Annotated in this window: 15 protein-coding genes; 11 read left to right on the top strand and 4 right to left on the bottom strand. The window is 65.6% G+C overall.

The window, feature by feature from the left end; translation table 11 throughout:
* The first annotated feature begins 46 nt into the window (after positions 1-46).
* From DSD19_RS07025 to DSD19_RS07015, 3 genes are read left to right on the top strand one after another with little or no spacing between them, the layout of a single operon-like run.
* Positions 47-517: a phosphoribosyl-AMP cyclohydrolase gene (locus tag DSD19_RS07025; protein WP_075787754.1), complete on the top strand. Its 471-nt coding sequence runs from the start codon at positions 47-49 to the stop codon at positions 515-517.
* Positions 518-556: 39 nt separating this feature from the next.
* Positions 557-1,240, top strand: a complete 684-nt coding sequence (locus tag DSD19_RS07020) for a DUF1826 domain-containing protein (protein ID WP_371412544.1) — start codon at positions 557-559, stop codon at positions 1,238-1,240.
* Between the two features lie 25 nt (positions 1,241-1,265).
* On the top strand, positions 1,266-2,429 hold the full coding sequence (locus DSD19_RS07015; protein WP_113669064.1) for an S-(hydroxymethyl)glutathione dehydrogenase/class III alcohol dehydrogenase: 1,164 nt from the start codon (positions 1,266-1,268) through the stop codon (positions 2,427-2,429).
* 122 nt (positions 2,430-2,551) lie between these two features.
* Here the strand turns inward: DSD19_RS07015 and DSD19_RS07010 are convergent, their stop codons facing one another.
* The 3 genes from DSD19_RS07010 to DSD19_RS07000 all read right to left on the bottom strand — a co-directional run bounded on the left by DSD19_RS07010 (position 2,552) and on the right by DSD19_RS07000 (position 6,553).
* Positions 2,552-4,195 carry a hypothetical protein gene (locus DSD19_RS07010; protein ID WP_113669063.1) on the bottom strand — a complete coding sequence of 548 codons (1,644 nt, stop codon included), beginning with the start codon at positions 4,193-4,195 and terminating at the stop codon, positions 2,552-2,554.
* Positions 4,196-4,257: 62 nt separating this feature from the next.
* The gene (locus tag DSD19_RS07005; protein ID WP_113669062.1) at positions 4,258-6,015 is read right to left on the bottom strand and encodes a PhoX family phosphatase; all 1,758 of its coding nucleotides are present in this window, start codon (positions 6,013-6,015) and stop codon (positions 4,258-4,260) included.
* 256 nt (positions 6,016-6,271) lie between these two features.
* Positions 6,272-6,553, bottom strand: a complete 282-nt coding sequence (locus tag DSD19_RS07000) for a hypothetical protein (RefSeq protein WP_133260380.1) — start codon at positions 6,551-6,553, stop codon at positions 6,272-6,274.
* Between the two features lie 294 nt (positions 6,554-6,847).
* Between DSD19_RS07000 and DSD19_RS06995 the strand changes: the two genes are divergently transcribed.
* From DSD19_RS06995 to DSD19_RS06960, 8 genes are all read left to right on the top strand, one after another.
* The gene (locus tag DSD19_RS06995; RefSeq protein WP_243627785.1) at positions 6,848-7,936 is read left to right on the top strand and encodes a GTP-binding protein; all 1,089 of its coding nucleotides are present in this window, start codon (positions 6,848-6,850) and stop codon (positions 7,934-7,936) included.
* Positions 7,914-9,863 (top strand): threonine--tRNA ligase, encoded by a 1,950-nt coding sequence (gene thrS / locus DSD19_RS06990; RefSeq protein ID WP_113669060.1) that lies wholly within the window; start codon positions 7,914-7,916, stop codon positions 9,861-9,863. Before DSD19_RS06995 ends, thrS begins: the two co-directional genes overlap by 23 nt.
* Positions 9,864-9,924: 61 nt before the next feature.
* On the top strand, positions 9,925-11,034 hold the full coding sequence (locus tag DSD19_RS06985; protein WP_113669059.1) for a GTP-binding protein: 1,110 nt from the start codon (positions 9,925-9,927) through the stop codon (positions 11,032-11,034).
* A gap of 373 nt (positions 11,035-11,407) precedes the next feature.
* Positions 11,408-13,273 (top strand): ABC transporter ATP-binding protein, encoded by a 1,866-nt coding sequence (locus DSD19_RS06980; RefSeq protein WP_133260379.1) that lies wholly within the window; start codon positions 11,408-11,410, stop codon positions 13,271-13,273.
* A complete protein-coding gene (locus tag DSD19_RS06975) occupies positions 13,270-15,015 on the top strand; it encodes an ABC transporter ATP-binding protein (RefSeq protein ID WP_113669057.1) in 1,746 nt (581 codons plus the stop codon). The genes DSD19_RS06980 and DSD19_RS06975 overlap by 4 nt, the downstream gene beginning before the upstream one ends.
* The gene (locus DSD19_RS06970; protein ID WP_113669056.1) at positions 15,012-16,340 is read left to right on the top strand and encodes an MFS transporter; all 1,329 of its coding nucleotides are present in this window, start codon (positions 15,012-15,014) and stop codon (positions 16,338-16,340) included. The genes DSD19_RS06975 and DSD19_RS06970 overlap by 4 nt, the downstream gene beginning before the upstream one ends.
* A gap of 92 nt (positions 16,341-16,432) precedes the next feature.
* Positions 16,433-18,565, top strand: a complete 2,133-nt coding sequence (locus DSD19_RS06965; RefSeq protein ID WP_165828076.1) for a TonB-dependent receptor — start codon at positions 16,433-16,435, stop codon at positions 18,563-18,565.
* A 100-nt stretch (positions 18,566-18,665) separates the two neighbouring features.
* Entirely contained in the window at positions 18,666-19,526 is an 861-nt protein-coding gene (locus tag DSD19_RS06960; protein WP_165828075.1) for a class I SAM-dependent methyltransferase, read from the top strand.
* 23 nt (positions 19,527-19,549) lie between these two features.
* Here DSD19_RS06960 and DSD19_RS06955 read toward each other — a convergent pair whose 3' ends face one another.
* Positions 19,550-20,314, bottom strand: coding sequence for an AraC family transcriptional regulator (locus DSD19_RS06955; RefSeq protein WP_165828074.1), 765 nt, complete (start codon positions 20,312-20,314; stop codon positions 19,550-19,552).
* Positions 20,315-20,757 lie beyond the last annotated feature (443 nt).

The following is a 20,757-nucleotide window of genomic DNA, read 5'->3' as shown; positions in this document are numbered from 1 at the left end:
GCGCCCGCTTGGGTCCTGGTCCGGTCACGAAAAGGGAAAGAGGCAGTTGATCACGACAGCTGAGCTTGCGGCCGCGCGCGTTGCCTGGGGCAACGGCAAGATCGCCATCTCGAGATCCTATGAAGACGGTGGCATCGACGCGGCGCGCAAGACCGCATCGATCCATCTGGACGCGGTTTATGGCTACAATCTTGGGCCTGTGCTGTTCAAGCCGACCATGGCGAGCGGCGAGCAGACCTTTCGCCTCACCAAAGCCGGTGCGCTGGCCTATTTCGTCGGCCATTCCAGCGCCTATCCGCTGGATGCCGGATTTGCGATCCGGGGATGGCGCGCCACCGACAGCGTGACTGCGGCCGAGGTGATCGAGGGCGACATCGCCCTGTGGATGGGCCGGGTCAGCCTGACCGACAAGGACGGCACCATCACCAGGGTCGACAAGAGCTTTGGCTACAGGCGGGACGAAAGCGGTGTTCTCCGCATCGTGCTGCATCATTCTTCGCTGCCCTATGACCCGTAACGGGCAGGGGGCGTCGAAGACCGGGAGAGGGGGCGCATCTTGACACGTCTTCGGAAAGATCCGCGGGTTTGGGGCACAGGCTCAGGCTCAGGCTCAGGCACGGAGAGGGGCATCGTCAGGGTCGACACGCCCGAAGGTCTGTCGGCGATCCGACGGCCGGACTGTGCCGCGGTGATCTGGCAGCGCAGTCCGTTGCCGCGGTTTCAGACCTGGATCGACGGCCTGGCGCGCGAACAGCTGCCAAGGACACGCGTCATCCTGCGCTCGGAGCTGGTCCGCGACACGATCACGACCGTCGCGCAGACCTGCGGCACGCCGGAATGCGCCGAACGGGAGATGCTTGTCGAGGATGTGTCCGCGCTGGCGGCAGTCTTCGCCAACGTCGCGAATGCGCGCTACCTGCGGCTGCGTCTGGACATCGTCACGACCGATGCCTGCCGGAAGTTTCATGTCGACGCGGTCCGGGCCCGGCTTGTGTGCACCTATCGCGGCACCGGAACGCAATATGGCCACCTGTCCGGCGGCGGCGAACCGCAAGGCGTTTTTTCCGTGCCGACAGGCGCACCGACCGTCATGCGGGGCACGCTCTGGCCTGAAATCCCGGCCTCGGGGCTGTTGCACCGCTCGCCCCCCATCGGGGGCACGGGCGAAACCCGGCTTTTGCTTGTTCTCGATCCGATCGACGACCCGGAGGAGGAACCGGAAGACCACGTCGTGCACTGACCGCACATTCACCAGGGAGAGAGAAATGAAAACGCGTGCCGCCATTGCCTGGGAGCCGAACCGCCCCCTTGAAATCGAAGAGATCGATCTGGACGGCCCCAAGGAAGGAGAAGTCCTTGTCCGGATCGTCACGACCAGCCTGTGCCACACCGACATGTTCACCCTTTCGGGCCGCGATCCCGAGGGCCTTTTCCCGGCCGTCCTGGGCCATGAGGGCGTCGGCATCGTCGAGGAAATCGGCCGCGGCGTGACCTCGGTCGTTCCGGGCGACCACGTCATTCCGCTTTATACGCCCGAGGATCCGAACTGCCCCTACATCAAGTCCGGCAAGACCAACCTGTGCCAGACCATCCGCAAGACGCAAGGGCAGGGCGTGATGCCCGACGGCACGTCGCGGTTCAGCTACAAGGGCAGGATGATCCATCACTACATGGGCACCTCGACCTTTTCCGAATACACCGTTCTGCCCGAGATCGCGGTCGCGAAGATCTCGAAGGAAGCGCCGCTGGCCAAGGCCAGCGTCATGGGCTGCGCGGTGCCCACGGGTATAGGGGCGGTGCGCAATACCGCGAAGGTCGAGGCGGGCGCGACGGTGGCCGTCTTCGGGCTGGGAGCCATCGGCATGGCGGTGATCCAGGGCGCGAAGATGCAGGGCGCAAGCCGCATCATCGGCATCGACACCAACCCGAACAAGTTCGAGCTGGCCCGGTCCCTCGGCGCGCATGATTGCATCGACCCGGGCGATTTTCCCCGGCCGATCCAGGAGATCATCGTCGAGATGACCGATGGCGGCGTGGATTATTCCTTCGAATGCATCGGCAACGTGAATGTCATGCGCTCGGCGCTGGAATGCTGTCACAAGGGCTGGGGCGAATGCACCGTGATCGGCGTCGCGGGCGCGGGCGAGGAAATCGCGACCCGTCCGTTTCAGCTGGTCACCGGCCGGGTCTGGCGCGGATCGGCCTTCGGCGGCGTTCTGGGGCGCAGCCAGCTGCCGGGCATGGTCGACGAATGGCTGCGGGGCGATTTCGAGGTCGATCCCTACATCACCCACAACATGACGCATGAACAGATCAACACCGCCTTCGACCTGCTGCATGCGGGCAAGTCGATCCGCTCGGTCATCCATTTCCAGCCGAACGAGACGATGAAGACCAACAGCCTGCCCGGGATCATCGTCCCGGCCTGAAGGTCGTCGCGGGGAAATCGCGGGGAAAGAGAAAGGCCCGCCAGATCGGCGGGCCTATTTTCGTTTTGCTTCCATAAAGAAGGGCGGGGCCGGTGGCAGAGATGCTGCCCGGACCCCGGGATCTACCAGTGGGTGGCGCCGACCGGCGTTTCGATGCCCGTGGGCTGGTTCTGTTCGACCTCTTTCAGAACATGGCCTGCCGGTTCGGCCACCGCATCCCGGCCCTTGGCGAAGCTCTGTTCGAGGACGATCTCGCGATAGGCCTTGTTCAGGGTCCGGGCGCGTTCGGCCGAGGGCAGGATCAGCGTGGTGATGTCGTCCCGAAGGGCTGCCGCCGCCTCGGGCTTCACGGACCCGTCGGGGGCGATGAAGCGCGCCTTGACCTCGGCATTGTTGCGGAACTCGTCGCCCGCGCCGTTTTCCTGCAGATAGGTCAGCAATTCGCGTCGGCCGTCGGCCCGGATCGGGTCGGGCGTGCCCGCCAGCGATTTCTGCGACCAGTGATACCAGCCGCCCGCATGGGCGTCGGCCGGATCGAACTTGCGCGGGAAGGAAATCGTGGCGTCGTCGGTCAGCCCGATGCCGCTGTGACAGCCGATGCAGAACACCGTTTCCTCGAAGCTCTGCGGGCGCAGATCGCCCGAGGCATCCTCGATGAAGGCCTGATAGCGCCAGCCCATGCCATTGGCGATGCCGGTCTCGAGGCTGCCGTCGAACAGATCGATGCGGTCGGGGAAATCATAGCGTTCCTTGGCCTCTTCCAGCCCGCCTTCCTCAAGGTCGGCATAGGTCTGCCAGCGGGTCTTGATGCCGTAGCGGACCTCTTTCATGCGCGGTGCCATCGCGACCTCGCCCGAGGAGACGTCGATATAGCGCACGGTATGCAGGAACTCGGTCCCGACCGGGAACAGGCCCGCGGCCAGAAGCTCGCCCTTTGCGGCGCCCACCCAGGACATGTCGCGCCCCTTCAGCGGGGCCCAGTCGAAGGTGACCTGCGTCGCGGTGCCAAGTGTGCCGTCGCGGTCCAGATCGACGCCCAGAGGGGTTTCATCGACCGGCGCAATCGGCACGTCGGCGCGCTTGATCAGCGCCTCGGCGGTGGCGAGGTTCACCTTGTAGATCGCGGGGTCGTAGCTGCCCTCCGCGGTGCTGCGGAAGGGGGCGGCCAGACGGATCAGCACGTCGTCGGTCGAACCGTTCGTCGGCCAGAAAACGCCCGGCAGCGGCACATAGGCGAAGGCACGCCAGCCGGTGGGGGTTCCATCGGGGGCGCGGTCGAAGCCTTCCGCATCGAAATTGTAATGACAGTCGGGCACATAGCCTGCCCAGGCGCCGTCGCCGTCCTCGTCCCAGGCGGCCGGGGGATGGGCCAGCTTGCGCGCCAGCGTGATCGTGCCGTCGGGATCGAAATAGTTGTCTTGCGCGACATAGGCGTCGATCTCGGCATCGGGAATTGCCGAGATCCGGGCCGAGCGGTCGACGAAAAGGTTGGTCCAGGGGTTCGTCAGCGCAGGCCCCGGCAGGCTGTATTCGGTCTGCAGATCGGCATCGCCGATGATGTAATTCGGCGCGCGCGCCCGGACGTGGCAGGTGAAGCAGGGGTTATGTGCATTGCCCTCGGCATCCACGGTGTCGGTGTAGCATTGCGGCGGGATATAGGCGGTCGGGTTCGACAGCCTGTGGCTGGCCAGATCCGCGGCGGCAACGGGGCTTACGGCCAGCACGGCGGCCAGCAGGGCGGCCAGGGCGGAAGAGAGGCGGCGCATGGGGGATACCTTTCAGCTGGAATGGGAGAGGCGCTGCCGCCTCTCCCGAACGTGCCTTGGCCTCACTTGCTGGCCGGGAACGGGCCGAAATAGCCCGCATAGGCCATCGCATCGGCCGGATCGGCCAGCTTGTCCTCGTCGGATTCCCCATAGGGGTGCTGGATCACGCCCATCAGGTAGCCGAAGCCGTTGATGTCCGGGTACCAGTAGGGCGAAGTGGTCTCGGACCCGTAGGGCGTGGTGAAGATCCGGGTCAGGTCGCCCGAGGTCATGTCGTAGGCCCAGATCGCGTCGTTCTGGTGGCCCGAGCCGGTGTCCTCGCCGATGATCAGCGTGTCATGGCCGGTCATGTAGGTGAGGTTGTCGGGGTTGGCGATGCCGTCGATATCACAGGTATTTCCGGCGAATTCGCTGTCGGCAGCGTATTCGGCGGGCCTGCCCTCGACCAGCGAGGCCATGTCCTTCACCACGTAATCCGACCCGATGGCGGCATCGGGGGCCACGCTCAGCTGATAGACGGCGCCGCACTCGTTCCGGGCGACGCGCACGCTGTCGGGACCGCCGATGTCGTTCTTCGACTGCGGCTCCATGCCTTTGGCGACCTCGGACATCGCCAGGAACATGCGGTTGTTCTCGGGATCGAAGGTGATGCCCTCTTCCTTGCGCAGTTCGGTCGTGGCGCCCATCATCGCGGCATAGCGGCGGGTTTCCAGGCGCGAGGCGGCCAGGTCCATGCCGTCGCGGACCTTCAGGCATTCATGCCCGGCGGTGGTGTTGATCGAGGTGAAGCCGTCGCCGCAAGCGCCGCCTTCGGCCGGATCGGCGGTCTCGAAAATGTCGAAGAACGAGGGCTTGTCGTCGATGATCTTCTTCACCGCGTCGCTGGTGGCATGGCCCAGATCGACCCAGGTCAGGTCGAACGCCCCGGCGCCCTCGTCCGAGGTCTGGGTCAGCTTCGCGGCATAAAGCGTGCCGGCATCCAGATTGCCCGCCGCGTCGGCCACGAACATGTAGAGGCCCACATTGGTGCCGTCGTCGGTGATGTAGGCGGTCCGGCTGTCGGGCATCACATAGGGCAGCTCGATCGACAGCCGGCCCATGGCGTAATGCTTGGCGGCGGTGGCATTGCCGTCCTCGGTGACCGTCACCTCGGTCGGGTGGCCGAAGCTGTAGGGATTGAAGACCGCGCGGAACTGATCCAGCGTCATCTCGGACGGGTTCAGGCCGAAATAGCGGGCCATCGGGTAGAAGTAGTCATCGACATCGGCAAGCTCTTCGGCCGCCGCCACTTCGCGCGCGTCGGGTTCGTATTCCTCGGACCCGAAATGGGTGCCCCAGGGCGTCACCGACCCCGCGCAGGGAACCCAGAGCCCGCCCACATCCGAGAAATCGACGGGCCGGGTCGAGATCGGGGTTAGCACGCCGGTTTCGGGGTCCTGATCGAGTTCCGTCACGTACATCGCCCCGGGGCGCGACTCGAAATGGCTGACCGAGAACAGCTTCTTGCCCACCGGCAGCAGCGACGAGAAGTCGGTATCGACCGAGATGTGTTCCGAGCCGTCCTCGCTGCGCACCGGCTTGCCGGTCCTGTCGACCAGCAGCCCCCAGGTGCCGTCGCCGATCTTCTGCCCGCTGCGGGCAAGGATGTGATAGCCGATCTTCACGGTCTCGCCGCCGATGGTGACGCTGTCCGACGCCTGAACCGCGCGTTTCTGTGCGTCTGTCGTCGGGGCGGAAACGGCCGAGAATTCGAAGCTGTCGGCGAAGGTGGGCGCGGCCAGCAATGCGGTCGTCGCCATGAGAAGAGTGGTACGGATCATCTGAGTGAACCTCTGGGTTTTCATGAATGCCTTGAGGCGCGGCAAGAGGGTGCCACACACCGCCCCATGGGCGGGTGGCAGAAGTCTAGAAATGAGGGTTAACGAATTTGTGACGTTATATCGTGCTATCCTGCCAAGAGGACATGACCGTATCGCAGGTGTGTCCCTCAAGTCATTGGAATAAAACTTTTTTCTTCCGGGCGGGCGCCGGTTGCGACCGGTTGGCTCAGACCGGGCGGTCGGCATCGCCTGCCAGTCAGTCATCGGGCGCGTAGGGCGGGAAATGCTTGGCCAGATAGGCCACCACCACGTCGAGATTTTCCGGGCGGTTTTCCAGATCCGTCATCCGGACAATGAAGTCGCGCCATTGGGGCGCGGTGAACCCGTCGCTGTTCACGATGTTCCGCAGCGGGTGGCAGCGGGTGCATTCCTGACGGACCACCTTGAGACCTTCGCCCTTGGGCAGCGGGGCGGCCTCCCCGCCCCCCGCCAGGGCGCAGATCGCGGAGGCCATTGCCGCGTATCGCCACAAACTCATACGGGTCTCCCGGTGCCGTTGCCGTCCGAAGAAGATGTCACCGGTTCATGACGGTCTTTAGACATTTCGTGCAGGACGACACAGTCGTCCCCTTGGGGCAGTGGCCCGTCGGTTCGGCAAATGACAGTCTCGGCGGCAATAAATCACGTTATAACATCACATTTTGGTTGCGGAAGCGACGCCGTTCATTTTAGCACCGTTCGCGCGGGATCGGCCCGCGCAGGACGTCCTGTCTCTGCGCGCCGATCCCCGAAGTCCCGCCCCACGGAGGGCCTCGCCAGAGGTTTGTCGCGTTTGCCCGATCCTGCGCAGATCCCCGTCACGCTTCTGACCGGCTTTCTCGGCAGCGGCAAGACGACGGTGCTGAACCGGCTGCTGAGGCATCCGCGCCTGGCCGGGACCGCCGTGATCGTCAACGAGTTCGGCGAGGCCGCGCTGGATCATGAACTGGTGAGGGCAAGCTCGGAAAACGTGGTGCTTCTGGGATCGGGCTGCCTGTGCTGCGCCTTGCGCGGCGATCTGGTCGAGACGCTGCGGGACCTTGCCGAACGGCAGGATGCGGGCGAATTCGCCTTCGATCGGGTGGTCATCGAGACCACCGGGCTCGCCGATCCGGCCCCGATCCTGCATACGCTGCTGACCGAAGCGGGAATTGCGGCGCGTTTCGTGACCGACGGGCTGGTGACGGCCGTCGACAGTGCGACGGGCGCCGGCACGCTGGACCGCCATGAAGAGGCGCGCCGGCAGGTGGCCATGGCCGACCTTCTGCTGCTGACGAAGACCGACCTTCCGCAAGCGCAGGAGGACAGGGTCCGGGCCGAGCTTGCGCGGCTCAATCCCGGCGCCGAGGTGTTGACCGTCATCGACGGGGCCGTCGCGCCGGAGCGGCTGACCGGTCTGGGCCATTTCGACCCCTCGATGAAATCGGCCGATGTGGCGGGCTGGATGCACGAGACAACCCGAGGGGTGCATGGCGGCGGCGCGGGCGGCATCCGCGCGATCTCCTGGGAGATCGAGACGCCGTTGACGGCCGGGCAGTTCGATCTCTGGATGGATCTTCTGATGGCGCAGCGCGGCGGGGATCTGCTTCGGGTCAAGGCATTGGTGCATCTCACGGACGTGCCCTTTCCCTTCGCGATCCATGGTGTGCAGCACATCTTTCACCCGCCCGTGCCCCTGAAGGACTGGGTGGGGCAGGACCGGCGGACCCGGTTCGTAATGATCCTGCGGGATTTCACCAATGCCGAGGTTGCCGAGATCTTCGAGGCTCTGGAACGGCTTGGCGGCGCCGAACCGGTGCCGTCAGGCGGGTATCTCTCGGCCGAACCTTTTCACCCCATCGAACCGGAAGACATCCGACATGATTCAGATCACCCTGCCTGACGGACGTGTCAGGGACTTCGCAGAGCCCCTTTCCGGCGCCGATCTTGCCCGGTCCATAGCGCCCTCGCTGCGCAAGAAGGCCGCAGCCATGGCGGTCGACGGCACGGTGTGCGACCTGACCGCGCCGCTGACCCGCGACGCGAGGGTCGAGATCCTGACCCGCGACGACCCCCGCGTTCTGCCGCTGATCCGGCACGGCTGCGCCCATGTCCTGGCCGAAGCGGTGCAGGCGCTTTTCCCCGGCACCCAGGCCACCATAGGGCCGGTGATCGAGCACGGCTTTTACTACGACTTCGCGGCCGAGCGGCCCTTCACCGCCGAGGATCTGCCGAAGATCGAGAAGAAGATGCGCGAGATCATCGCCCGCAATGCCCCGATCCGGCGCGAGGAATGGACCCGCGACGAGGCGCGGGCCTTCTTCGGGGCCCGGGCCGCAGGCTACAAGGTGGCGCTTCTGGATGCCATTCCGGGCGACCAGCCCATCGGCATCTACAGGCAGGGGGACTGGCTGGATCTGTGCCGGGGGCCGCATCTGGACGCGACCGGACAGATCGGTCCGGCCTTCCGGCTGACCCGCGTGGCCGGGGCATACTGGCGGGGCGATGCCGGGAACGAGATGCTGTCGCGCATCTATGGCGTGGCCTTCGCCACGCAGGCCGATCTGGATGCCCACACGACCATGCTGGCCGAGGCCGAGCGCCGCGATCACCGGCGTCTGGGCCGCGAGATGGACCTGTATCATTTCGAGGAGCAGGCCCCCGGCGCCGTCTTCTGGCACCCGAAGGGCTGGCAGATGTTCCAGACCCTGATCGGCTACATGCGCGCCAGGCAGGCCGCTGCGGGCTACGAAGAGGTCAACACCCCCGACATCATGGACCGCGCCCTGTGGGAAACCTCGGGCCACTGGCAGAACTACCGCGAGAACATGTTCCTGACGAAGACCGGGGATGACCGGGACTTCGCGCTGAAACCGATGAACTGCCCCGGCCACATGATGCTGTACCGGCACGGGGTGCGCAGCTATCGCGACCTGCCGATGAAGATCGCCGAGTTCGGCAAGGTGCATCGCTATGAACCCTCGGGTGCGCTGCACGGGCTGATGCGGGTGCGGTCCTTCACCCAGGACGACGCGCATATCTTCTGCACGCCCGATCAGCTGACCGCGGAATGCGTCAAGGTCAACGACCTGATCCTGTCGATCTATCGCGACTTCGGCTTCGAGGATATCCGCATCAAGCTGTCGACCCGGCCCCGGAACCGGATCGGGTCCGACGCGGTCTGGGACAGGTCCGAGGACGCGCTGCGCGCGGCCCTCGAGGCGGCCGGTCAGCCCTACACGATCTTCGAGGGCGAGGGCGCCTTCTACGGGCCCAAGCTGGAATACGTGCTGCGCGATGCCATCGGGCGGGACTGGCAATGCGGCACGCTTCAGGTGGACTTCAACCTGCCCGAACGGTTCGACGCCTGTTACGTGGCACCCGGCGGCGATCGCGAGGTGCCGGTGCTGCTGCACCGCGCGATGTTCGGCTCGCTCGAACGGTTCACCGGCATCCTGATCGAACATTTCGCCGGGCATCTGCCGCTGTGGCTCGCGCCCGTCCAGGCGGTGGTGGCGACCATCACCGCCGAGGCCGATGCCTGGGCCGGGGAGGTCGCAGCGGCGCTGACGGTCGCGGGGCTGCGGGTACGAACCGATCTGCGCAACGAGACCATTGCCTATAAGATACGAGAGCATTCGGTGGAAAAGGTGCCCCTGGTGCTGGTCCTGGGCGCGCGCGAGGCCGAGACGTGCACCGTCTCGCTGCGCCGCCTCGGAGAGACGGACAGCCGCAGCCTGTCGCTCGCGGAGGCGGTCGCGCTGATGCGGGACGAGGCCGCATCGCCCCTGATGTCCGGCCAGGCCCGGCGCGCGCCCGAACCGGCATGATCCGGCGTGAGAGGGCCGGGCCGGATCCGGACAGTGGCGGGAACAGGAAAGGAGCTGCCGCATGATAACGTCGAAGGATCAGCTTCCGGTCCATCTGCTGACGGGGTTTCTCGGGGCGGGAAAGACGACCCTGCTGAACCGCATGATGGCGGATCCGGCGCTGCGGGACACGGCGCTTGTCATCAACGAGTTCGGGCTTGTCCCCGTCGATCACGACCTGGTCCGGAAAGGCCGCGAACAGCCGATGGTGACCACCACGGGCTGCATCTGCTGCACGGCGGGCAGCGATCTGCGGTCCTCGCTCGATCAGCTTCTGCATGGCCGGCGCACTGGCAACCTGCCGCCCTTCCGCAGGGTGATCGTCGAGACGACAGGCCTGGCCGATCCGGCCCCGATCCTCAACAGCCTGATCCCCGGTGGCAGGGATGCCCGGTCGCTGGCCGATCATGCGGTGGCCCGCGCCTTCCGCCTGTCGGGGGTGATCGCGGTGGTCGATGTCGAGGGGATCGAGGCCGCGCTTGCCGCGCATCCCGAAAGCCTGCGTCAGATCGCCTTTGCCGATCATGCCGTCCTGACCCGCACCGACCGGACCCCGGCAGGGGACTGGCCCGGGAGGCTGCGCGCGATCAATACGGGGATCAGCGTGCATGACGCCGCCGATCCCGGTTTCGATCCTGCACGGCTGCTGCGGCCCGGCAGCTACGAAGCCTTCGGCAAGGGCGAGAATGTGGCGGCGTGGCTTGCGGCCGAGGCCGCCGCCGGGACGCATGGCCATGGCGGGCTTTTCCACGGTCTGAACCGGCATGGGCACGTCGTCGCGGTGCCGCTGCTCGGCTCCGGCCCGATCGAGGCCATGGCGTTGCAGCGGTTCCTGCACCGGCTGACCGCGACACCGGAGAACGGGCTTTTGCGGATCAAGGGGCTGGTCGCGCTGCGCGACGATCCTTCGCGCCCGGCTGTGGTTCATGCGGTCGGGCACCGGCTTTATCCGATCCGCCGGATTGATGCCTGGCCCGGCGGCGCCGCAGAGACGCGGCTGGTGCTGATCGGCACGGCGCTGGACGAAACCGCCCTGCGCCACGATTTCGCGTCCCTGACCGCAGCGCCGGACGCGGCACTGCAGGCCGCCTTGTCCGAAGTCCTGCAATCCTTCCTGAAACACAGGGACTAAAAGGCACGTCAAGCAAAACCCTTGCCACCATGCCCTGGCAGGTCGAAGGACAGGTCTTGCCGCATGGGAACATAAGAGAGATTATCGGTCTTTTGCTGCCGCGCAGTTGTGGCGCCCGTTCGGTGCCGTTCCATCCTGCGCGGTTCCGACATGGAAAAGACCCTGCTCCGGACCAGCCTGACGCTGGCCCTCAAGACCGTTATCCCGGCGCTTCTGGGCGCCGCCGGTTCGCTGGCGGCGGTCGCCTGCTCCGGCGCTTGCCGGGTCGCCGGATGCGCACAATTTCCATTTCATCAATCACAATTTTACGTTGTTGAGCCTCCCCCCGCCAAATTCCTAAGTAAGTTTGTCGGAATTGGCGCGGGGCGGAAAAGTGACTGCGGACGAAAGCGATACCGCCGGTGGGGCGGGGCATCCTGACGGCCAGACGGGTGGCCGAAAAGGCGGGCAGGCGGACGGGGTTCAACTGCTGCCGGTCGCCCTAAGGCTGCTGGCGCTGATGCGGCGGCGGCGTGGCTTGCTCTGGCTGTCGGTGCTTTGCGGAACCCTGGCGGCGATCCTGTCGCTCAGTCCATATCTGGCGATCGCTTATGTTCTGGTCAGCGCCGTCTCGGCCTCTGCCGATTGGAGCGCCATCCTTCTGGCGGGTCTTGCCGGCATGGCCGGGGTCCTGGCCGAGAAGCTTCTCTTCGGCCTGTCCACTTATCTTTCGCACCGCGTCGCCTTCGCGACCCAGCGCGACCTGCGCTACGAGCTTGCCGGAAAGCTCGCGCGTGTGCCGCTTGGCTTCACGGACAGCCGCTCCAAGGGCGAAATCCGCAACACCATGGTCGATGAGATCGAGGTGCTGGAAGACGGGATGGCGCATCTCGTGCCCGAGGTCAGCGCGGCGGTGATCGCGCCACTGATCACGCTGGCAGTCATGCTGCTGATCGACTGGCAACTCGCGGTTCTGATGATCCTGCCGATGGCCGTCGGCATGTGGATGATGGGCCGGATGATGAAGGACGCGGAGGAGCCGACCCGCGACTATCTGGAAATCCAGTCGCGCATGGCCACGACCTCGGCCGAGATGGCCGACGGCATCGCCACCGTCAGGGCCTTCAATCAGGATGAGCAGGCCAGCCACCGTGCGGGCCGGACCTTCGCCCAGATGCGCGATCTGTCCAACGAGTGGCTCGAACGGGCGATCATTCCGGGGACCGCAGCGCAGGTGCTTCTGACCAGCCACCTGATGCTGCTGGGCTCGGCTGGCCTGATCATGACGGCTGCGGGATGGGTCGATCTCGGGGTGTTTGCCGCCTTCCTTGCCGTGGCATACGGGTTTGGCGATCTGTTCGCGGCGATCCAGGGCATCAGTCACCGCCTGTTCCGCCAGCACGAATTGCTGGAACGTCTGGACATGCTGCGCGATGTGCCGGAGCTGTCCCGCGGCACGAAAGCGCCCGCCCTTGCAGATGCCTCGATCACCTTTGAGGAGGTCGGCTTTGCCTATGGCGCGCGCGAGGTCCTGTCTTCGGTCAGTTTCCATCTTCCCGAGGGGCGCTGTCTTGCGCTGGTCGGTCCGTCGGGTTCGGGCAAGACAACGGTCGCGCGGCTGATCGGCCGGTTCCAGGACGCGGACAAGGGCACGATCCGCATCGGCGGCCAGGATGTCCGCGAGCTCGATCCCGAAGAGCTGCACAGGCACCTGGCCTATGTGTTCCAGGACGTGTTCCTTTTCGACGGCACGGTTGCGGACAATATCCGGCTGGGCCGGGCCGGGGCGTCGATGGAAGAGGTGGAAGCGGCGGCCCGCGCCGCCAGGGCGCATGAGTTCATCGAGGCGCTGCCGGAGGGCTATGAAACGAGACTGGGCGAAAGGGGGCTTGGCCTGTCGGGCGGGGAGCGCCAGCGCATTTCGATCGCCCGGGCGATCCTGAAGGACGCGCCGGTTCTGCTGCTCGACGAGGCGACGGCCTTTGCCGATCCGGAAAACGAGGCGCTGATCCAGGATGCGGTGGCCGGGCTGGCGCGGGGCCGTACCGTCATCGTGATCGCCCACAGGCTGCACACCATCGCGAATGTCGACGAAATCCTCGTGCTCGACGAGGGGCGCATCGTCGAGCGCGGCAGCCATGCGGATCTGGTGGCGGCGGGCGGTCTCTTTGCCAGCATGTGGGACGCCTATGAAAGCGTCCGGTCGTTCCGCCATGCGGCGGGGCCCGCGGATCACAAGCAAACGGAGGCGGCCCAATGAAACTGCTGCGCTTTGTCTGGGCCTATTTGCCGCCGCATCGGCCGCAATACGTCGCGTCGATCCTGCTCGCCGGTCTGGAAGGGCTTCTGGCTGCGGCACCGCCTCTTGCCGTGGGGCTGGGATTGATGCAGCTCGCGGAGGGGCAGGCCGGTATCGCTGGCATTCTGCCCTATGCGGCGGCCTGTTTCCTGGCCGTGGTGCTGCGCATCTTCGTGGTCCAGCGCGCCTGGAAGCTGGGATATCGCGCGGGCAACCATGCCTCCGAGAGGATCCGCAGCCGTATCGTCGATCACATGCGCCGGGTGCCCTTGGGCACGCTGAGCGGACGCTGGACACCGGCACGGCTTGCAACGCTGATCACCGAAGACGGGCGCTGGATCAACGAAACCTCGTCCTTCTACCTGGTCCGTTTCCTGAACGGTCTGGTGGCGACGGCCGTTCTGCTGGGGGCCGCCGCCTGGCTCGAACCCGTTGCGGCCTTGGCGATCCTGGCGGCGCTTGGCGGCGGCGTCGCGGCGATGATCGCGGTCAAGCCGGTCCTGTCGCGCTTCATCCGTCTTCGCAATGACATGATTGCCGAGGCGACGCTCCGGGTCGGCGAATATGCCGACGGGATCGCGGTCTTTCGCGCCTTCGGGCGCTCAGGCGCGGCGCAGAAGGATTTCCGCGCGGCGGTGGATGCATTGCATGACAAGACGCTGGCGATGGCGCCCAGGCTCATTCCGCTGCAGCAGGCGGGGGCTGCGCTGATTTCCCTTGCGGCACCGCTTGCCATCCTTCTGGTCGCGGGGCTGCAGCTCGCCGGGCTCCGGCAGGCCGATCCCGTTGCGGTTATCCCGGCGTTGTTCCTGACGCTGGCGGCCGCGGCCACATTCTCGGCCGGAGTGCTGAAGACATTGCTTCCGATGGAACTGGGCGTGCGGGCGGAGCAGAATATCAGTGCCTTTCTCGGCACGGCGCCGCTTGCGGGCAAACGTAGCGATTTCAGCACCGACTTGGATGTCGAGTTCGACAAGGTGTCGTTCCGCTATGCGCCCGGCAAGCCCGAAGCGGTGTCGGACGTGTCCTTCGAGGCGCGGAAGGGCACCGTGACCGCCATTGCCGGTCCCAGCGGCGCAGGCAAGTCAACGCTCGTCTCGCTGCTGCTGCGGTTCCATGACCTGTCGGCGGGCCAGATCCGTCTGGGCGATGTCGACGTCATCGAGGCCGACCCTGCCGCGGTGCAGGCGCGGATCTCGCTGGTCAGCCAGGATGTGCATCTGTTCCGCGACACGCTTCGGGCCAATCTGCTGCTGGGCGATCCCGAGGCAAGCGGCGCGCGGTTGATGGAGGCCGTCCGCGCCGCGCGTCTGGACGATCTGGTGGCGGCCCTGCCGCAGGGGCTTGACACGATGCTGGGCGATACCGGGCGCACATTGTCGGGCGGCGAACGGCAGCGTGTGGCGATTGCACGGGCGCTTCTGAAGGACGCGCCGGTGATCGTGCTTGACGAGGCGACCTCTGCCATGGACCCGCTTTCCGAAAGCGCCATCCAGAAGGCCGTTGCCGCCCTGGAGGACGGGCGCACCGTGATCGTCATCGCCCACCGGCTTCGCACGGTCGCCGACGCGGACGAGATCATCGTCTTCGACCGGGGCCGCGTCCGGGCCCGGGGCCGTCATGCAGATCTGCTGGCAAGTGACGGTCTCTATGCCCGCCTGTGGTCCGCGCAGGAACAGGCCGCGGGCTGGAGGCTCAGATGACGGGCACGATGGATGCGGCGGCGGGTGCCGGCGCAAGCGGTGCGGGCGGTACCGGTGCGGGCGGGGGCTCGCTGGAGCAGGCGGACCGGAGGCGGGTCTTTCTGGGGGTTTTTGCCTTCATGACGGCCTCGTCGGTTCCGATGTCGTTCTTCTACTATGTCTTCCCCCCCTTGCTGCGCGAACGGGGCCATTCGCCTGAAGTGGTCGGGGCCTTTGCGCTGGTCTACCTGCCCTATGTGCTGCGCGGGCTCTGGGCCTTTGTGCTCGAACGCGTCATGCGCGGCCAGGCGGGGCGCTACCGGAATGCAACGCGGCTTCTGGCGGTGCTGGCGGTCCTTGCGGTTCTGGCGCTTCTTCCCCTCGACCCGGTCCGCCATCCCGGCGCGATCATGGGAGTGGCCTTTCTGGTCTTCGTCATCCTTGCCAGCGGGATGACCACGCTTGACGGCTATATCCTGGCCACACTCGACCTCGACGGCCGCGCCCGGGTCGCGGCCTGGGGCGCGGCGGGTGCGGCAGCAGGAGGGGTGGTTGTCGGGCTTGGGGCCTGGTTAGGACTTGCCGGTAACGGCTGGCACACGGTCGTTCTGGTGCTGGCGGCCGCGACGCTTTTGCCGTCGCTCGGGATCGCGATCCTGCCGCGGAGACCGGGCGGGGCCGCCAGGAAGGATCACGCCGCGCCACAGGCTGTTCAACGCAATGACCTGCGCGGGTTTCTCGCCGATCCGCGGCTGCGGGCCCTCATTCTGCTGGCGCTTCTGGCGCATGGCTCGATGGGGCTGATGTCGGGTTATCTGCCGGTTCTGCAGGTGGATGCCGGGTTGAAGATTGGCGAGATCGGCCTTTTCAGCGCAGTGGCGGCAAACCTGATGGGACTTGCAGGGGCCATGGCCGGCTGGGTCATCGTGACCAGAATGGGCGGCTGGGGCGCTCTGGTCGCCGTCATGGTGTTTCTTTCGGCCGTGTTCGCGGCCGCCAGCCTGCTGCACGGCCTTTTCTGGGGCCGCGGCTTTGCCATCGCAATCACCGCGGCTCTCATGCTTGCGGGGTATGTCTATTATGTGCCGTACCGCGCCCTGATCTTGCAGGCCTGCGACGGCCCGCACGCGGTCAGCCGGGCGGCGATCCTGTCCTCCCTCGACATGACGGTCGGCATTCTTGGAATGTCCGTGGCCGGATTGGTCGCCGTGCAGCTTGGATTGACCGTTTTTCTCGGGGTCTGCGCCGCCGCAGCCCTTCTTGCAGCAGGGCTCGCCCTGCATCGCGCCGCGCGGCGCGGCTTTGCCGACATCCCGACGATCGGAAAACTGGAGACCTCTAAATGACGCAAGGCCCTCTTGCCGCGCCTTTGGCCAGGCCGCACCTTCGATTCCTTGCAACGACAGCACTTGCCCCTTTCTTCGCATTCGCCCCGGCCGTGCCTGCTGCGGCGCAGGACGACGATGCCTTTTTCCTCGGCGACATCGTCATCACCGGCACCAAGCGCGACGAAAAGCTGAAGGACATTCCCGGATCGGTTTCGGTCGTCACCTCCGAACAGATGGAAGACCGCGGCATCACCGACGGCGCCTCGGCGGCAGCCGGCATCCCCGGTGCGTCCTTGTACAGCTATGGCGACCGGACCAATTCGTTCATAACCATGCGCGGGGTCGGGCCGATCCTGATGCCGCTCAGCCCCGATGACAGCTCGGTGCTGACCTTTGTCGACGGCGCGCCGCTGATGCTGGAACAGTCCGCGTCAAGCTATCTCGACCTTGAGCAGATCGAGGTGCTGAAGGGGCCGCAGAGCACGCTGTTCGGGCGCAACACCTCGGGCGGGGCGATCAACCTGGTGCCGGCGCTGCCCTCCGATACCTACGGAGGCTCGCTGACTGCCGAGATGGGCCCCGACGGGCTTTACCGTACCGAAGCAGTGGCGAATGTGCCGATCGTTCCCGGCATCCTCAGTTCGCGCCTCGCCCTGCGGTTCAGCGGGATTGACGGATATGTGGCGAACACCGCGGGACCCGAGCTGGGCGGCGAGGATGTCGTCACCGGCCGCGCGTCGCTGCTTTACACGCCCTCGGACGAGACCAGCGTGCTTTTTACCTATTCGGCCGAGAATGCCGATGTCACCCCTGCCTATTACGTGCCGCAATTCGGCAATGACGACCCGCTCGACGCGACCCAGAGCTTTTCCTCCGACGATTCCCGGTCGCGCCAGGCGATGCTGAAGATCACCCATGATTTCGAGCGGCTGAGCTTCACTTCGCAGACCTCGTACAACTCTTACCAGACCAGCAACTCCTATCAGGGCGACCACCGCCTGTTCTCGGCGATCACCGGCCTTGCGGAAAGCGCCTTCGAGGACAGAGACGACAACTTCATGGACTGGGACAAGGACCAGACCCGCCTGACCCAGGAGCTCCGGTTTTCCTCGCTGCCCGGGGACCGGATCGGCTGGGTCGCGGGCGCGGTCTTCTACCGCGACGACTACGAGATGGCCAACGACACCCATATCGCCGCCTACGGGGCGACCCAGGCAGGCTATTCGACCTACCGTCAGGTGACGACGGGCGCGGCGCTTTTCGGCGATGTCAGCGTGCCGCTGAGCGACCGGCTGACCGCCTCGGGCGGGCTGCGCCTGACCCGGGAAGAAAAGGATTTCGACGGCACCTTCGATGCCCGCGGCTACGATTCGGTTTATTCGGGCATGCTGTCGTCCTTCTCGGAAAGCGATGAAAGCACTTACGAATTCTGGACCGGCAAGGCAGCGCTGAACTATGAATGGAGCCCTGATTTCTCGACCTATGCCAGCGTCTCGCGCGGCTACAAATCGGGCGGCTACGGGTTCTACAACACCTATATGGCCTATGGCATCCCGCGCAGCAGCTATAAGCCGACCGAGACCCTCAGCTACGAGATCGGCACCCGTGCGAGCCTGCTGGGCGGCCGGCTGGATCTGTCAGGTGCTGCCTTCTTCATCGACATGAACGACGAGCAGGTGATGCTTTACAACTACGATCTGACGACGTCGAACGCCAATCTCGACGCCGAATCCCGGGGGGTCGAGCTGAACGCGGGCTGGCGGCTTTCGGATCAGTGGCGCCTGGATACCGGGGCCGCCTATACGAGGACCAAAATTACCGAGGTGCCCGCCGACGCCGCCACCAACAATCCGGGGCTGGCCGCCGGCAACCGCCTGCCCAACACGCCCGAATGGTCGATGACGTTCAACCTCGGCTATGACGCTCCGGCCTCGGCGCTTGGCTGGACCGGGCCGCGTGCGCCTGACCGCATCCATGCCCAGATCGGATATTCCTATCTCGGCACGCGCTATTTCGACGCCGCCAATGCGGGCAAGCTTGACCCCGTCAATCTGGTCTCGGCCCGGGTCGGTTTCGATTGGGGCAATACTCAGGTCTATATCTTCGGGCGGAACCTGCTGGACGAGAAATATCTGACGGTGCGCCAGCCTTACGGCACGGCGGCCGGAACCTCGACCCCCGCATATGGTGTGACCCAGGACCGGGGTCGTGTGCTTGGCGTGGGCATGACGGTCACGTTCTGATGCGCGCGCAGACCTGTCAGGCCCCGACACTCGCCAGGTCTGCCCCGGCAAAACCGATGCTGTGACGGCTTCACAGTATTTCCAGCAAGGAGCGCCCATGATGCCGGCAACAGATGTCATCCCGATGCCCCGGCGGATCGTGCCAAGGCTCGACGGCGTTCCCGAGACGCTGCTTTGGCCGTTGCAATCCCGCGCGGGGATCACCGTGCAGGACCGGGCCTTTTTCGACGACCCGATGGCCGTCGAGATCCTGAACCGGATCGACTACGATTTCGGCCGCTTCGGCCCGGTCAATCACTGGCACGCCGTCCGCTCGAAATACAGCGACGCCCTGATCCGGTCCTATCTTTCGGTACATCCGCAAGCGACGGTCCTGGCCCTGGGGGAGGGGCTCGAAACACAGTTCTGGCGGGTCGACAACGGGCAGGTCCGCTGGCTTTGCGTCGATCTTCCCGAAAGCATCGCGCTTCGCCGCCAGCTTCTGCCCGAGCATCCCAGAGTGCAGGAACTGGCGCTTTCGGCGCTCGACCCCGCCATATTCGATCATGTCGACGCCTCGCGCGGCCTGTTTGTCACCGCGGCCGGGCTTGTGATGTATTTCACCGCGGAAGACACCGCGGGGCTTCTGAGACGGATTGCGGACCACTTGTCCGGCATCGGGTCCGGCAACGGGTCCGGTATTCGGGCCGAGGTTTTCTTCGACACGATTCCGCCTTGGCTTTCGCGCCGCGCCCTGAAGGGGTGGAAGATCGACAAGGGCTATGTCGCCCCGCCGATGCCCTTCGGCCTGAGCCGGAAAGGGCTGGACGATCTGGCAGGACAGGTTCCCGGCCTGGAGATCATCGCGGCGTTGAGCTACAGCGATGCCTATCCCGAGCGTGCACGCCTGGTTGCGCTTCTGGCGAAACTGCCGGTGGCCCGGAATATGGCGCCGATGATGATTCACGGCCGTTTTTCCTGAAGCCGCCTGCAGGGCCGGTTCGTCTACCGCCGGTCTTCGCGAGGGCTACGTCCGAAGCGGCGGCGGTAGGCGTGGGTGAAATTCGCCGGGTCGGCATAGCCGCAGTGAAAAGCAATTTCGCCGATTTGCAGCGTGCTCATGCGCACCATCTCGCGCGCCTTGTCCAGACGCTTGGCGCGAACATGGTCGAACAAGCGTATGCCGAAGGCCTCCTTGAAACACCGGCGCAACGTCGTTTCGTTCGTTCCAAGGTCGTGGGCGAGCTTTGCCACGGACGCGATCGCGGCCGGGTCGGCGTCGATCAACGCTCTCGCGTCTCGCGCGATGCGCTGCGGATCGCGCCCGAGCGGGCCGAAGACCGGCTGGACGCCGGACAGATGCGCGGCAAGTTCCACAACGATTCCAAGCGCAAGGCTCTCGCGGTACAGATCGCCCAGCCCGCCGCGATAGGGCACCCTGTTCAGGCTTTGCAGCATTTCGCGCAGGGCGCAGGCCTTTGGCAATGTGCAATGCCACACCCCGGGGTCGAGAAAGGCCCGGATCGAGGTGAACCCTTCGGACAGGCCCTCCTGGTTCATGTCGAAAAAGGCCGGGGTGATCGTCAGTCCGGCCATCCGGATGCGCTGTCCATCCTGTTCGGAAAACCCGATCGGCGTCTCCTGGCCCAATCCGGCAAGCTGTGGGATGCCCGTCTGCGGATGGACATAGCGGCGGCCGTCGATGACGGTCTCCGAGGTTCCTTCCAGCAAGGCCGAGACCCGCAGACAGCGCGGCGACAGTGTCGTCATGTCGAACGAGGCCGAAAGCGCCAGATCGCAATCGATATACTGCACCCCGGGACGGACGGTCCGGCAGAGATACCGCCCCTGCGCCAGGTGGCACGGTCTTTGGACCGGCGGCCCGCCGCCTGTTCCTGAGAACGTGTAGGGGGTCCCGTCGCTGAGCATGTCCTCAAGAGAAATCGGCGCAGCGGGACCGTCATCTATGGCGACGTCCTTATAGGGAGACATGGGCGGAAGCGGGATGTTCAACGGACGGACCTGAGAATGATCAAGGGGATGCGGGGGGGCGGATCGCCCCTGCCGCATATAAGATTACTAAAACGGTCAGGAATTCAAACCCCGTCTGGCAGCATGTTGTCACAGGGGGGCGTTGTTGAGAGGTGGTTCGGGAAACCTGAACGGCTGGCCGCGTAACCAACGTCAATCAGCCTCTGCCAAACCCGGAGCGG

The organism is Rhodovulum sp. BSW8, from assembly GCF_003314725.1.
GTDB lineage: Bacteria > Pseudomonadota > Alphaproteobacteria > Rhodobacterales > Rhodobacteraceae > Rhodovulum > Rhodovulum visakhapatnamense.
Note: the sequence above shows the minus strand (reverse complement) of the source record. Positions and strands in the feature narration are given on the sequence as shown.

Excerpts from the sequence above, each read along its gene's own strand:
- DSD19_RS07015 (WP_113669064.1), top strand. The coding sequence starts at position 1,266 with ATGAAAACGCGTGCCGCCATTGCCTGGGAGCCGAACCGCCCCCTTGAA.
- DSD19_RS07010 (WP_113669063.1), bottom strand. The coding sequence starts at position 4,195 with ATGCGCCGCCTCTCTTCCGCCCTGGCCGCCCTGCTGGCCGCCGTGCTG.
- DSD19_RS07005 (WP_113669062.1), bottom strand. The coding sequence starts at position 6,015 with ATGATCCGTACCACTCTTCTCATGGCGACGACCGCATTGCTGGCCGCG.
- DSD19_RS07000 (WP_133260380.1), bottom strand. The coding sequence starts at position 6,553 with ATGAGTTTGTGGCGATACGCGGCAATGGCCTCCGCGATCTGCGCCCTG.
- thrS (WP_113669060.1), top strand. The coding sequence starts at position 7,914 with ATGATTCAGATCACCCTGCCTGACGGACGTGTCAGGGACTTCGCAGAG.
- DSD19_RS06985 (WP_113669059.1), top strand. The coding sequence starts at position 9,925 with ATGATAACGTCGAAGGATCAGCTTCCGGTCCATCTGCTGACGGGGTTT.
- DSD19_RS06975 (WP_113669057.1), top strand. The coding sequence starts at position 13,270 with ATGAAACTGCTGCGCTTTGTCTGGGCCTATTTGCCGCCGCATCGGCCG.
- DSD19_RS06970 (WP_113669056.1), top strand. The coding sequence starts at position 15,012 with ATGACGGGCACGATGGATGCGGCGGCGGGTGCCGGCGCAAGCGGTGCG.
- DSD19_RS06960 (WP_165828075.1), top strand. The coding sequence starts at position 18,666 with ATGCCGGCAACAGATGTCATCCCGATGCCCCGGCGGATCGTGCCAAGG.
- DSD19_RS06955 (WP_165828074.1), bottom strand. The coding sequence starts at position 20,314 with ATGACGACACTGTCGCCGCGCTGTCTGCGGGTCTCGGCCTTGCTGGAA.